The organism is Sphingomicrobium arenosum, from assembly GCF_026157085.1.
Lineage (GTDB): Bacteria > Pseudomonadota > Alphaproteobacteria > Sphingomonadales > Sphingomonadaceae > Sphingomicrobium > Sphingomicrobium arenosum.
This window is the reverse complement of sequence record NZ_JANPVN010000001.1, coordinates 1,018,819-1,031,342: the sequence shown is the minus strand read 5'-3', so window position 1 is coordinate 1,031,342 and position 12,524 is coordinate 1,018,819. Positions and strand designations below refer to the sequence as shown.

General features: G+C 65.6%; 19 protein-coding genes. 5 read left to right on the top strand and 14 right to left on the bottom strand.

What is annotated here, in order from left to right:
• Nucleotides 1-116: 116 nt before the first annotated feature.
• Entirely contained in the window at nucleotides 117-731 is a 615-nt protein-coding gene (rpsD, locus tag NUW51_RS04975) for a 30S ribosomal protein S4 (protein WP_265563303.1), read from the bottom strand.
• 196 nt (nucleotides 732-927) lie between these two features.
• Entirely contained in the window at nucleotides 928-1,164 is a 237-nt protein-coding gene (locus NUW51_RS04970; protein WP_265563301.1) for a hypothetical protein, read from the bottom strand.
• Nucleotides 1,165-1,447: 283 nt separating this feature from the next.
• Between NUW51_RS04970 and NUW51_RS04965 the strand changes: the two genes are divergently transcribed.
• Entirely contained in the window at nucleotides 1,448-1,762 is a 315-nt protein-coding gene (locus tag NUW51_RS04965) for a chorismate mutase (RefSeq protein WP_265563299.1), read from the top strand.
• On the opposite strand, the gene NUW51_RS04960 is transcribed toward NUW51_RS04965, so the two are convergent.
• From NUW51_RS04960 to rpiB, 7 genes are all read right to left on the bottom strand, one after another.
• On the bottom strand, nucleotides 1,759-1,989 hold the full coding sequence (locus tag NUW51_RS04960) for a hypothetical protein (protein ID WP_265563298.1): 231 nt from the start codon (nucleotides 1,987-1,989) through the stop codon (nucleotides 1,759-1,761). The two genes, NUW51_RS04965 and NUW51_RS04960, sit on opposite strands and share 4 nt — an antisense overlap.
• A 107-nt stretch (nucleotides 1,990-2,096) precedes the next feature.
• Nucleotides 2,097-2,366 carry a hypothetical protein gene (locus tag NUW51_RS04955; protein WP_265563296.1) on the bottom strand — a complete coding sequence of 90 codons (270 nt, stop codon included), beginning with the start codon at nucleotides 2,364-2,366 and terminating at the stop codon, nucleotides 2,097-2,099.
• 28 nt (nucleotides 2,367-2,394) lie between these two features.
• Nucleotides 2,395-2,709 (bottom strand): hypothetical protein, encoded by a 315-nt coding sequence (locus tag NUW51_RS04950; protein ID WP_265563294.1) that lies wholly within the window; start codon nucleotides 2,707-2,709, stop codon nucleotides 2,395-2,397.
• 57 nt (nucleotides 2,710-2,766) lie between these two features.
• Complete coding sequence (locus tag NUW51_RS04945; RefSeq protein ID WP_265563292.1) at nucleotides 2,767-3,507, bottom strand: RNA methyltransferase; 741 nt, start codon at nucleotides 3,505-3,507, stop codon at nucleotides 2,767-2,769.
• The gene (gene nrdR / locus NUW51_RS04940; RefSeq protein WP_265563290.1) at nucleotides 3,500-3,955 is read right to left on the bottom strand and encodes a transcriptional regulator NrdR; all 456 of its coding nucleotides are present in this window, start codon (nucleotides 3,953-3,955) and stop codon (nucleotides 3,500-3,502) included. Before nrdR ends, NUW51_RS04945 begins: the two co-directional genes overlap by 8 nt.
• A gap of 4 nt (nucleotides 3,956-3,959) precedes the next feature.
• Entirely contained in the window at nucleotides 3,960-5,261 is a 1,302-nt protein-coding gene (glyA, locus tag NUW51_RS04935; RefSeq protein WP_265563288.1) for a serine hydroxymethyltransferase, read from the bottom strand.
• Between the two features lie 13 nt (nucleotides 5,262-5,274).
• Complete coding sequence (rpiB, locus tag NUW51_RS04930) at nucleotides 5,275-5,703, bottom strand: ribose 5-phosphate isomerase B (protein ID WP_265563285.1); 429 nt, start codon at nucleotides 5,701-5,703, stop codon at nucleotides 5,275-5,277.
• An 86-nt stretch (nucleotides 5,704-5,789) separates the two neighbouring features.
• On the opposite strand from rpiB, the gene NUW51_RS04925 reads away from it, so the two are divergent.
• Nucleotides 5,790-6,239, top strand: a complete 450-nt coding sequence (locus NUW51_RS04925; RefSeq protein WP_265563283.1) for a DUF3429 domain-containing protein — start codon at nucleotides 5,790-5,792, stop codon at nucleotides 6,237-6,239.
• Here the strand turns inward: NUW51_RS04925 and NUW51_RS04920 are convergent.
• A complete protein-coding gene (locus NUW51_RS04920) occupies nucleotides 6,236-7,024 on the bottom strand; it encodes a hypothetical protein (protein WP_265563282.1) in 789 nt (262 codons plus the stop codon). The genes NUW51_RS04925 and NUW51_RS04920 overlap by 4 nt on opposite strands.
• Before the next feature lie 40 nt (nucleotides 7,025-7,064).
• Between NUW51_RS04920 and NUW51_RS04915 the strand changes: the two genes are divergently transcribed.
• Nucleotides 7,065-7,670 (top strand): DUF1579 domain-containing protein, encoded by a 606-nt coding sequence (locus NUW51_RS04915; RefSeq protein WP_265563280.1) that lies wholly within the window; start codon nucleotides 7,065-7,067, stop codon nucleotides 7,668-7,670.
• Nucleotide 7,671: 1 nt separating this feature from the next.
• Here the strand turns inward: NUW51_RS04915 and NUW51_RS04910 are convergent, their stop codons facing one another.
• Genes NUW51_RS04910 through NUW51_RS04895 form a run of 4 tightly spaced genes read right to left on the bottom strand, consistent with a single transcriptional unit; the run spans nucleotide 7,672 to nucleotide 10,717 of the window.
• On the bottom strand, nucleotides 7,672-7,962 hold the full coding sequence (locus NUW51_RS04910; protein WP_265563278.1) for a YdeI/OmpD-associated family protein: 291 nt from the start codon (nucleotides 7,960-7,962) through the stop codon (nucleotides 7,672-7,674).
• The gene (hemA, locus tag NUW51_RS04905; protein ID WP_265563276.1) at nucleotides 7,959-9,173 is read right to left on the bottom strand and encodes a 5-aminolevulinate synthase; all 1,215 of its coding nucleotides are present in this window, start codon (nucleotides 9,171-9,173) and stop codon (nucleotides 7,959-7,961) included. The genes NUW51_RS04910 and hemA overlap by 4 nt, the downstream gene beginning before the upstream one ends.
• A gap of 48 nt (nucleotides 9,174-9,221) precedes the next feature.
• Entirely contained in the window at nucleotides 9,222-10,013 is a 792-nt protein-coding gene (gene murI / locus NUW51_RS04900) for a glutamate racemase (RefSeq protein ID WP_265563274.1), read from the bottom strand.
• Nucleotides 10,014-10,069: 56 nt separating this feature from the next.
• Entirely contained in the window at nucleotides 10,070-10,717 is a 648-nt protein-coding gene (locus tag NUW51_RS04895; protein ID WP_265563272.1) for a LuxR C-terminal-related transcriptional regulator, read from the bottom strand.
• A gap of 100 nt (nucleotides 10,718-10,817) precedes the next feature.
• Here NUW51_RS04895 and plsY point away from each other — a divergent pair, with 100 nt between their 5' ends.
• Nucleotides 10,818-11,450, top strand: a complete 633-nt coding sequence (gene plsY, locus NUW51_RS04890) for a glycerol-3-phosphate 1-O-acyltransferase PlsY (RefSeq protein ID WP_265563270.1) — start codon at nucleotides 10,818-10,820, stop codon at nucleotides 11,448-11,450.
• Nucleotides 11,410-12,510 carry a DNA-processing protein DprA gene (dprA, locus tag NUW51_RS04885; protein ID WP_265563268.1) on the top strand — a complete coding sequence of 367 codons (1,101 nt, stop codon included), beginning with the start codon at nucleotides 11,410-11,412 and terminating at the stop codon, nucleotides 12,508-12,510. The genes plsY and dprA overlap by 41 nt, the downstream gene beginning before the upstream one ends.
• The last annotated feature ends 14 nt before the right edge of the window (nucleotides 12,511-12,524 follow it).

Below are 12,524 nucleotides of genomic sequence, written 5' to 3'. Positions count from 1 at the left end.
CGAGAGGGTAGGGAGGCGGGTCCGCCCGTCTTCCTACCCTTGCCGATAAGGCACAAACATAAAAGGCGGCGCCTTTCGGCACCGCCCTTTTTCGTTGGCCCGAAGACCGTCGCGGCTTAGCGCGAGTAGAATTCGACGACCAGGTTCGGTTCCATGCGGACGGGGTAGGGCACCTCGTCCAGCTGCGGCACGCGGGTGAAGGTCACCTGGTGATCGCTGTCGACCGACACATAGTCGGGGATGTCGCGCTCGGCGAGACCCTGCGCTTCGAGGACGAGGGCCATTTCCTTGGCCTTCGAACCGAGCGAGATCTCGTCGCCGACGTCGCAGCGACGCGAGGCGATGTTGCACTTCACGCCATTGACGCGGATGTGACCGTGGCTCACGAGCTGGCGCGCGGCCCAGATGGTCGGCGCGAACTTGGCGCGATAGACGATCATGTCGAGACGGCGCTCGAGCAGGCCGATGAGGTTCTGCGAGGCGTCGCCCTTCATGCGGCTGGCGTCCTGGAAGGTGCGCTTGAACTGCTTTTCGGTGACGTCGCCGTAATAGCCCTTGAGCTTCTGCTTAGCGCGAAGCTGCAGACCGTAGTCCGACATCTTGCCCTTACGGCGCTGGCCGTGCTGGCCGGGGCCATATTCGCGGCGGTTGACCGGGCTCTTCGGACGACCGAAGACGTTTTCGCCCATGCGGCGGTCGAGTTTATACTTGGCGCTGGTGCGCTTCGACATGAGATTTCTCCAACTAGCTTTATCCATGTCCGGACCGCTCCGGCCGGATGAAAACCGACCGCGATCACCACTTCACCGGACCTGTGGGATCAATTGCGAGTGCGCATCTAGCGAGACGCGCCACATAGGTCAAGGCGTCCCCGTGCAAGCTGTCTAGGGCCTGCGCGAAGACGCCTTGTGGTCGAGCTGGCGGGGACTAGTCGTCCAGCCCTTCGCGCTCTGCAATCTCGCGCCATTCGGCAACGGTCTTGCAGACCTTGCGCTCGAAGCGCGAACCCGAGGTCGCCTGCTTGTGGCACACCTTGCGTTCGTCATCGGCCTTGGCCTTCACCGTCGTATTTTCCTCGACGGTCTCGATCTCGGCGACGGGGGCCGCGATCGCGCCCGTCGTCGCCATGGTAGCGGCCATCGCCGCGATCATCATCTTGTGCATGTCTCGCTCCTCTTTTGCTGCGCCCGGCATGATGCCGGCGGCGCTATCGAGGTCGGCGGGTCGGGGAACCCGGAGCCTCTGCACGCCAGATTGGAAGCATCATGGAAGAGGCGCCAGCGCGCTTCGACATGAAAACACATGTAATCGACGAATGGACGAACAGGTGTATTATATCGACAAGACGGCGAGCGGGCGTGGTATATGCCGCGATGAAAGCGAACTGGTTGATGCCGAATGGCGGTGGGGGTCGACAGGGCGACCGCTTTGCCGCCATAGGATCGCCATGACCGACATTCTCGACCCCCAGGATTGCCAGACGATGACCGAGGTGCGCGCCGGCGTCGACGCCGTGGATCGTGCGCTCGTGGCGCTGCTTGCAAGGCGCTTCGGCTATATGGACGCGGCCGCGCGCATCAAGCCGACGCGCGATGCGGTGCGCGACGAGGCGCGCAAGGCCGACGTCAAGCAAAAGGCCGACGCCGAGGCCCGCAGGCTCGGCGTCGACCCTGAGCTGGTCGACCGTCTCTACGAAGATCTCGTCGAAACCTCGATCGCGCACGAAATGGTGCGCTGGGACGGGCTTCGCGGCGACGCCTAGCGCAGGCGGTCGGCATCCTTGCGCGCGGCTTCGTCCGAGGCGCGCCATTCGCGTTGGGTCTTGCAGACACGCTGCTGGCGCGACATGCGCGAGCCGGTGGCCGCCGAGATGCGACGACAGATCTTCTTGTCATCGTCGACCTGTTCTTCCGCCTGCTCCGGCGCGGAATCGGGCTGTGCCGGGTTCACGGCGAGCATGGAAAGAACGAGGCTTGCAACGGTAAACATAAGAATCTCCTAAGCAGATACTGGCAGTGTTCCAACGTGTGTGCTGTGTGCGGTGACAATCGATCAGGCTCAACCCTTAATCACTGTCATTACTAAACTTTTCGCTCTCAGTTGCCCCTCGGCATCATTGCCTGCTCCTGCGCACGGATATAGCGAAGGGTCGCCGCACTGAGCCGCGTCCCGCTTGTCGTGCGCGAGATGCGATACTCGTCTTGCGTCATGCATTTCTTATGGGCGCCGACACGTCGTCCAGTCGGGGCGTAGCGCCATTCGCAATGACGCGTCACGACGATAGGTTCGTCCTCGACCGGCGTCGCGGCTTCATCGTCTTGCGTATGGGCAGCGACCATCGCAATGGCGCTCGTCAGGATCAACATCGGCGTATCTCCTTGCTCATCGGGTCGGTCAGCGCGGCAATTTCGATTGTTCGTAAGCAAGGGCGCGCCGCCAGGTCTGCCTCGAGATGCTCGTCGCGCTTCCGCTCTTGAGTTCGGCCCATTGGCTATCCGACATGCACTTTTTGCGCGCGCCCACGCGGCGGCCGCTGGGCGCGTTTTCCCAGCGGCAACGCGCGACGACGACGACGCGATCACTTTCGGGATCGCGCAGCGACACCGTATCCTGCTCGTCCTGGGCACTGGCCTGAGGCTGGGGATTTGCCTGTGCTTCACCCATGCTGGCGAATAGCGCGGCGGCGAGGGAAAGGGTAAGAATGTCCATGGAACCAAGCCCTTCTTTACGATCAACGACCGACGATGGAGGGCTAGGGCGGGCGAGTCAGCGTTCTTTCGACGAACGGTCGTAGGGTGCGGCGAGCGTCTTGACGATGCCGAACATCGCGCTGATCTCGCGGCTCGACCAACCGGGCTTGGTGAGCAGGGTGCGGATGGTCGTGCGGGTCGCCTCGGCGCGTTCGGGCGGGAAGAAGTAGCCGGCCTTGTCGAGCGCGCCGTCGAGATGGTCGATGAGCGCGTTGAGTTCGCCCATCGGCGCACGCGGCTCGGCGTCCTTCATGGTCGGCTGGACAAGATCCTCGCCCGCCCCGCGCGACCATTCATAGGCCAGGAGGATGACCGCCTGCGCCAGGTTGAGGCTACCGAATTCGGGATTGATCGGCACGGTGACGATCTTGGTGGCGAGCTGCACGTCGCTGCCCTCGAGCCCTGAGCGCTCGGGGCCGAAGAGGATGGCGGTGCGCCCCTCGTTGGCGTGGATTTCGCGCGCCATTTCCTCGGGCGCGACGACGGGCATGACAAGGTCGCGGCGGCGCACGGTGGAGGCGTAGACGAGGCTGCAATCGGCGAGCGCCTCGGCGGTGCTGTCATAGACCTTGGCCTGGTCGAGCACCATGTCGGCGCCCGAGGCGGCGGGGCCGGCTTCGGGATTGGGCCAACCGTCGCGGGGGGCGACGAGGCGCATTTCGGTGAGGCCGAAGTTGAGCATGGCGCGTGCCGCCTTGCCGATATTCTGCCCCAGCTGCGGATTGACGAGGACGATGACCGGCTTGTTGTCACTCATCGGGATCATCCACGCTTTCGGCAAAATCGGCGAAATCGCCCGCTTCCTTGAAGTCGCGATAGACGCTGGCGAAGCGGATGTAGGCGACGCTGTCGAGCGCTTTCAGACCGTCCATCACCGCCTCGCCGATCATGTCGGCCTGGACCTCGTCACCTTTGGTCTCCAGCTGGCGCTGGATCGAATGGGCGAGCCGTTCGATCTGGCCTTCGGAGATATTGCGCTTGCGACAGGCATGGCGGATCGAGGCCTGCAGCTTTGGCTGTTCGAAGGGTTCGCGCTTGCCGTCCTTCTTGACCACCGTGAGGTCGCGCAGTTGGACGCGCTCGAAGGTGGTGAAACGCGCGCCGCAGCCTTCGCACTGGCGACGCCGACGAATGGCCGCGCCGTCTTCGGACGGGCGGCTGTCCTTCACCTGGCTCTGTTCATGGGTGCAAAAAGGGCAGCGCAACGGATCAGAACCCCTCGTAGATGGGGAAACGGTCGCACAAGGCCTCGACGCGGTCCTTCACCTCGGCCTCGACCGAGGGGTCGCCTTCGCCACCCGTTTTCGCGACGCCGTGGAGGACGTCCGCAACCATGTCGCCGATCGCCTTGAATTCCTGCTCGCCGAACCCGCGGGTGGTGCCGGCGGGACTGCCGACGCGGATACCGCTAGTCTTCATCGGCGGCAGTGGGTCGTTGGGGACGCCATTCTTGTTGCAGGTGATGCCCGCGCGCTCGAGCGCTTCGTCGGCATCACGGCCCGAGATCCCGAGCGGGCGAAGGTCGATGAGGCCGACATGCGTGTCGGTGCCGCCCGAGACGAGGTCGGCGCCGCGGCCCTTCAGCGTCTCGCACAGCACCTTGGCGTTGGCGATCACGGCCTTGGAATAGGTCTTGAATTCAGGCTGGAGCGCTTCGCCGAAGGCGACCGCCTTGGCGGCGATGACATGCATCAGCGGGCCGCCCTGGAGGCCGGGGAAGACCGCGCTGTTGAGCTTCTTGCCGAGCGCTTCGTCGTTCGACAGGATCATGCCGCCGCGCGGGCCGCGCAGCGTCTTGTGCGTGGTGGTGGTGACGACATGGGCGTGGGGCAGCGGCGAGGGATGCTCACCCGCCGCGACGAGGCCGGCGAAATGCGCCATGTCGACGTGGAGGATCGCACCGACCTTGTCGGCGATGGCGCGGAAGCGTTCGAAATCGATCACCCGCGGATAGGCCGAGCCGCCCGCGATAATCAGCTTGGGTTGATGCTCGACCGCAAGGCGCTCGACCGCGTCATAGTCGATGAGGTGCGTGTCCTCGGTCACGCCGTACTGGACCGCATTGAACCACTTACCCGACTGGGCGGGCTTGGCGCCGTGGGTGAGATGGCCGCCCGCATCGAGGCTCATGCCGAGGATGGTGTCGCCGGGTTGCAGGAGCGCGAGGTTGACCGCGCCATTGGCCTGCGCGCCCGAATGCGGCTGGACATTGGCATAGGCGCAATCGAACAGCTCCTTTGCCCGATCGATGGCGAGCTGCTCGACCGCGTCGGAGGGCGCGCAGCCCTGATAATAGCGCTTGCCCGGATAGCCCTCGGCATATTTGTTGGTGAGCACTGACCCTTGCGCTTCTAGCACCGCCTTGGAAACGATGTTCTCGGACGCGATCAGCTCGATCTGCTTCTGCTCGCGGGTCAGTTCGCTCTTGAGCGCTTCGGCGACCTTGGGATCGGTGGCGGCGACGCCCTGGGTGAAGAAACCGTCGGAGCGGATATCAGCTGCGGAGGCCATGGAAGGTCTTTCTTTAACCTGAGAGTTTGTCGACGCGGCGCTGGTGGCGCCCGCCTTCGAAGGGGGTGGTGAGGAAGGCGTCGACAATAGCCTTGGCCATGTCCGAGCCGACGAGGCGCTCGCCGATGGCGATGACGTTGGCGTCATTGTGCTGGCGGGCCAGCGCGGCCGACAGCGGTTCATCGACACGGGCGCAGCGACAGGCCGGGTTGCGATTGACCGCAATGGAAATGCCGATGCCCGAGCCGCAGATGGCGATGCCGCGTTCGGATGCACCGGCGGCGACATGGTCGGCGAGCTTCTTGCCGTAATCGGGATAGTCGACGCTGTGCTTGCTGTCGGGGCCGAGGTCGGTGACCTCATGCCCCGCATCGGCAAGGGTGGAGACGAGCAGGGCCTTCAGCTCGAAGCCCGCATGATCGGAAGCCAGCGCGATTTTCATGGGCACCGTGATAGCGTCGATGACGCGGTGCGGCTAGCCGTCAAAGGCGGTTGCGCATGTGAAATTCGCACCCCATGGTCGCGCCCATGACACGCATTCCGATGATCGCGAAACTGCTCGGCTTCGGCGGGCTCGTGCCGCCGCTCCTGCTCATCTGGCTCCACCTGACACCCAATCCGGCGACGCATGACATCGCCTTCTGGGGCGTGGTCTATGGCGGGCTGATCGCGACCTTCCTCGGCGGCATGTGGTGGGCGTTCGCGTCCCGGCTGGCGCGGCTGCCCGAGGGGATCATGATCCTGTCGGTCCTGCCGAGCCTGATCCTGTTCGTTCTGCTGGTGATGATGTTCAGCTTTTCGGCGCTGTCGCCATTGAAGGCAGGCGTGGTGATCGGCGCGATGTTGCTGCTCTCGCCGTTTGTCGATCGCTGGCTGGCCAAGCGCGGCGCGACGCCCGACTGGTGGATGGCACTGCGCTGGCCGTTGTCGATCGGCTTGGCGCTGCTGACGATCACCTGCGGGTGGCTGGCGGCCTAGAAACAGCCCAGTTCGCGCAGGCCGCGTACCCGTTCGGGCGGCACGGCGATCTCCTCGCCGGTAATGGTCCGCAATTGCCAGCGCCGGTCCGAGCGGCGTGCTTCGACGAGCGCGTCGGCAGCCAGCCAGCAGCCGCGCCGCACGATGGCACCATCAAGCCGAGCGAGTTCGCGCTCGAGATCGGTGAAACGAGCATAGACGAGGCGGTCGCGCCCGTCGCGGTCGAACAGTCGGACATAATGGTCCTCGGCCCGTGCCATCACGAGCGAACGCGGCCCGCCGAAGCCCTCGCGAAAGAGGATCCCCTTGCGCAAGACCGGCAGCGGATCGACCTTGACGAGCGGCCATAGAATCAGGAGCAGAAGGACGCAGATCGCCGCGCCGCTCAACCAGATTCCGGTCCAGTGCACGGCGAGGGGATAGCCGACGAGGCGTCCGACAAGCAGGATCTCGGCGGGAAGGGGCAGGGTGAAAAGCAAGGCGCCCGTGATGGCGATGCGCTGCCAGCCCCGCCCGGGTCGCATGTGCCAGCGAAACCACACCGCCCATAACAGGCCGTTGAAGCCGATCAGCAGTGTCCAGAAAATGAGCCGCGTCGGCAGCGGCATGCGAAAGGTGCCGAAGGGGCCGGAAAGGCCGCAAAAAAGGATGGCGGCAAGGCTCGCTCCGAGCAGGATGCGCTCCGAGCGGCGTGGCAGCAATCGGTTCGCGAAGCGACGGACGCGGTTCGCGAAATGATGCTTGTCGGTGTCGCGCAAGTCGGCTCGGTGGGGGTCGGTCACCATGACGCGACACGGTTCACAACAAGAGAGGCAAAGTTTCAAGATGGGGGTGATGAAAATGGATTGGCTGGCATGCGCAGCCGCAGTGGCATCGGCGATGACTCTGGCGCAGCCTGGCGCGGCGCAGGAAGCGCGGATCGGACCGCCGACCGCCGAGGCGCTTATTGCCTTACAACAGGAAAAGATGGCCGTGTTCGACTGGATGCATGGCGAGTGGCGAGGCACTGCGACGCGCTTCGAGCGCGGTGGGCCGGTGCAGATGGTGCAGACCGAGCGGGTCGGCCCGATGCTCGATGGCGCCATTCTGGTGATCGAAGGAAGAGGCTATGAAGGGGAGACTGGCGCGCTGTCTTTCAATGCGTTCGGCGTGATCCACTATGACGTCGCGGCGCAGCAATATCGTATCCGCACCAATGCCATGGGCCGCGGCGGGGAGTTCCGTGTCGAACCGGTCGAGAACGGATTCGACTGGTTCATCGAACAGGGGCCGCCGATCCGCTACGAGGCCCGGCTGATCGAGGGGCAGTGGATCGAAACGGGCTATATCGCCCTGCCGGGGCGCGAAGAGGCGCGGCTGATCGACATGCGGCTCGATCGATTGGGCGACACCGATTGGCCGATGGCGGGCGCCGTCGGCGTGGCACCGTAATTCAGCCGTAGCCGCGCGCCGAGGCGAGGCGGTGGGGGCAGCCGGGGAAGCAGCAGGGACGACGCTTGCCGTCCGTCACCTCCTCCTTCAGTCGCTCGAACCGCTTCGCCCGGGTCGCATCGGTCTTGGGCGAGGTCATCCAGCAGATATAGTCGTTGCGGCCAATGTCGGTGAGGCCGTCCCACTGCGCACGCAGCGGCGCGTCGTCGCGCAGCGCGGCGACCAGTTCGGGCGGCGTCGGATGGCGAAAGTCGGGATCGGGGGGCGGCAGGTCCTCCCCCAACGTCGTCACGCCGCGAGCTTGAGTTCGAGCCGGTTCCAGATTTCGACCAGGCTGTCGACCAGCGCGTCCATCATCGCTTCGGTGTGGAAGGGGCCGGGGGTGAAGCGCAGGCGCTCGGTGCCGCGCGGGACGGTCGGGAAATTGATCGGCTGGACATAGACACCATATTCGGCGAGCAAAATGTCGCTGATTTCCTTGGCCTTGACGGGATCGCCGACCATGAGCGGGACGATATGCGTCTCGCTTTCCATGACCGGTAGGCCCGCAGCAGTCATCTTTGACTTGAGCGCGGCCGCGGCGGCCTGCTGCGCATCGCGCTCCACGCTCGAGCCCTTGAGGTGTTTCACGCTCGCCAGCGCGCCGGCGGCGAGGACGGGCGACAGGCTCGTGGTGAAGATGAAGCCCGGGGCATAGCTGCGGATACAGTCGATGATATTCTTGTCGGCGGTGATATAGCCGCCCATCACCCCGAACGCCTTTCCGAGCGTGCCCTCGATGAGGGTGACGCGGTGGGCGATGCCGTCGCGCTCCGAAATGCCGCCGCCCCGCGCGCCGTACATGCCGACGGCATGAACTTCGTCGAGATAGGTCAGCGCGCCATATTTGTCGGCAAGGTCGCAGATCGCCTCGATGGGGGCGACGTCGCCGTCCATCGAATAGACAGATTCGAATGCGATGAGCTTGGGCGCGTCGGGTTCGACTTCCATCAACAGCTGCTCGAGATGCTCGAGATCGTTGTGCTTGAAGATGCGCTTTTCGCAGCCCGAATTGCGGATGCCCGCGATCATCGAGGCGTGATTGAGTTCGTCCGAGAAGATGACGCAGCCGGGCAGGAGCTTGCCGAGCGTCGACAGCGCGGCCTCGTTCGAGACATAGCCCGAGGTGAAGAGCAGCGCGCCTTCCTTGGCGTGAAGATCGGCGAGCTCAGCCTCGAGGTCGACATGGAGGTGGGTGTTCCCGCCGATGTTGCGGGTGCCGCCCGAGCCGGCGCCGACATCGTGCAACGCTTCTTCCATCGCCTTGATGACGACGTCATGCTGGCCCATGCCGAGATAGTCGTTCGAGCACCATACGGTGATCGGGCGGGGACCGTTGTGACCATGAAAGCAGCGCGCGTTGGGATAATTCCCCTTGTTGCGCAGGATGTCGATGAAGACGCGATAGCGTCCCTCGTCATGCAGCCGGTCGATCGCCGCCTGGAAAATGCCGTTGTAATCCATGGTCCTCGCTCTTGTCCGGCGACCCCTTAAGGCCTTTTAACGCAAAGATCAAAGCGAGCCTAGGTCGGTGATCCCGAAGGGGGCGAGCGCTACATCCATGCCGGGCGGAACCGCGGCGGTGAAGAGCGCGCGTCCCGGCGGGGCATCGTCGGGCCAGCTCTGTCCCTTCGTCAAATAGGCGATTCGGCGCGCGATGCCTTGACCCCCGTCAATGAAGCGGACGTGTGGATGCGCCTGCGACAGCCAGTCGGCGAGCAGCGGGAAGTGGGTGCAGGCGAGCACCACCGTGTCGAGCCTGTCGCCGTGCGGCTGGTCGAACAGCGGCTGGGCGGCGGCGATGACGGCGGCCGGGTCGACCGGCTCACCGCGCAGCCTGGCCTCTGCCAGTTCGACCAGCGCGGCGGAGCCATGGCGCAGCACGGTGCAATCGGCGGCGAAATCGCGGGCGAGGTCGTCGACATAGGGCTGCCGCACGGTGGCGCGGGTGCCGAGCACGCCGATGACGCGGGTTGTCGAGGCTTCGGCAGCAGGCTTGATCGCGGGCACGGTGCCGACCACCGGCACGTCCAAGGCGGCGCGGACATGGTCGAGCGCGATGGTGCTGGCGGTGTTGCAGGCGATGGTGACTAGGCGCGGTTTCACGCGCTCGACGAGGCGGCCGAGGAGCGCGGGAACGCGTGCGGCGATCTCGGCCTCGGAGCGGGTGCCATAGGGAAAGGCCGCATTGTCGGCGGCATAGACGATAGGTGCCGATGGCATGAGCGCTCGCGTCGGCGCCAGGATCGACAGGCCGCCGATACCCGAATCGAAAAAGAGGAGGGGGGCTGCGGGATCGCTCACGCAGGCGGTGCTAGCCGCACCCTGCGCCCGGTGGCAATCCCGCGCCGACCGGCAGCTCAGTCGCCCGAGCGTTCGTACAGCGTGACGCGGCGGTGGACCGCGTCGACGCTGAATTCGGCAGGCGTCAGGCGCCCGTCGCCGTCTTCATCCATCGAATCGAAGGCGCTTCCCATCATCTCGGCGGCCGCATCGCCGTCGACGGTGGTGCTACTGGTTTCGTCGCCGTCGGTGACGACGATCCGCGTGACATTGGCCTCGCGGACAAGGAATTCGGCGCGCTCGATCGTGCCCGATCCGTCGCGGTCGAGCAGCTTGAAGACGTCGGACTTGTCAGTAACGGGCGTGCCCTCGGTAGGATGGATAAGGAAGAGAGCGGCAAGTGTGGCGATGATCATGATCAAGACTCCTGCAAAAAGGATGCGGGAGCGTGGACGTCCCGCTGTCCCTCCTTTTTCCTCGGATGCGGGCGCCTCGCCGAGGTCCGACGGGCCGGATACGGTCTCCCCGTACTGCGCCTCGTAGCGCCGCGCAGCCTCAAGGCTAGTCGTTACGCCGAGCTTGTGGCGGGCGCGCTTCAACCGCTTTTCCACCGCGTGATGCGAGATGCCGAGTTCGAGCGCCATCTCTTTGGCGGTCTTGCGCTCGAGAATACCGTGCAGTGCCTCGCGCTCGCGCCGCGTCAATTCGATCGGGTCGTCCTTCATTGCTTCTCCCTAGCGGGCGCACGGCGCGGGACAAAGTACGGTCGGACCGTAACCGTTACGGCCTTGCCAGTCCCGGCCTGACTGCTATCGAGGAACGGCAATGCTTGGCGACTTCCAAATCTGGCCCTTCGTGATGGGCTATCTCCTCGGCTCGATCCCGTTCGGGCTGCTCGTCGTGAAGGCGATGGGCAAGGGCGACATCCGTGCTCAGGGCTCGGGCAATATCGGGGCCACCAATGCGGTGCGCGCGGCGGGCAAAAAGGTGGGGGCGTTCGTTCTCCTCCTCGATGCGCTGAAGGGCGTGGCGGCGGTGCTCATCGCGCGCCATTATCTGGGCGAACAGGCCGAATTGTTCGCTGCCGCCGGCGCGCTGATCGGGCATCTCTATCCCGTCTGGCTGGGGTTCAAGGGGGGCAAGGGGGTCGCCACCCTGTTCGGGATCCTGTTCGCGCTCGACTGGCGGATCGGCGCCATCGCCTTTGGGGTCTGGGTGCTCGCTTTCCTCGTGACGAAGATGTCGTCGGCCGGCGGGCTGCTCGCGGCGGCCTCTGCGCCCGTCTCTGCACTCGTCCTCGGTCAGGATCTGTTGTTCAATCTGCTGCTCGGTATCACGCTTCTCATCTGGTGGAAGCATCGCGCCAATATCGCGCGGATCCTCGACGGGTCCGAACCGCGGTTCGGGGCGAAGAAGGATGCGCCGAGCATTGACGAGCCTGCCGCCCGATCTTCCTGATCATCTCCGCCTGATCCGCTCGCGCGGGGTCGGGCCGGTCAGTTACCGGCAATTGATGCAACGCTTCGGCAGCGCCGCCGAGGCCATCGCGATGCTGCCCGAACTGGCACGGCGCGGGCGGGGGCGTCCGCCGACACTCGCCGACCCGCGCGATATCGCAGCGGAGATGGGCGCGGTCGAGCGACATGGCGCGCGCTACCTGCTCGTCGGTACGGTGGAGTATCCGCGCCTGCTCGCCGAGATCGATGGCGCGCCGCCGCTGCTGACCGTGAAGGGCGATGTCGCGCTGACGCATCGGCCCTGCGTCGCGATGGTCGGCGCGCGCAATGCGAGCGCGGCCGCCTGTCGGCTGGCGCGGCAGCTGGCGAATACGCTGGGCCATGCCGGGCAGGTCGTCGTGTCGGGGCTGGCGCGCGGCATCGACAGCGCCGCGCATGACGGGGCGCTGCCGACCGGCACCATTGCGGTGATCGCGGGCGGCATCGACGTCGCTTACCCTCCCGAAAATGCCGAGCGACAGACGGACATCGCCGAGCAGGGGCTGGTGGTCGCCGAGATGCCGCCGGGGACGCAGCCGACGGCGCGCCACTTCCCCAATCGCAACCGCATCATCTCGGGGCTGTGCGCGGGGACGATCGTCGTCGAGGCGGCGCCGCGGTCGGGCAGCCTCATCACCGCCCGGCTGGCAGGCGAACAGGGGCGCGAAGTGATGGCGGTGCCGGGCAGCCCGCTCGATCCAAGGGCGCGGGGATGCAACGGGCTCATTCGCGACGGCGCGGTGCTGGTGCAGGATGCCGACGACGTGCTGGCCACGCTCGGCCCGATCGATGCGCGGATGGAGCGGGTGGCCGAGGAGCGTGCGCCCGCGCCCATCGCCGAAGATCTTGGCGAAGGGGCGAGCGAGCGGGTCGAGCAACTGCTGGGGCCGGTGGCGGTGGGGGTCGACGAGGTTATCCGCCAGTCAGGCCTCACCCCGCCCGAGGTGCAGCTGGCGCTGCTCGAGCTCGACCTTGCCGGACGGCTCGACCGCCACGCCGGGGGAAAAGTGAGCTTGCGCTGAATTGGCTTGACGCC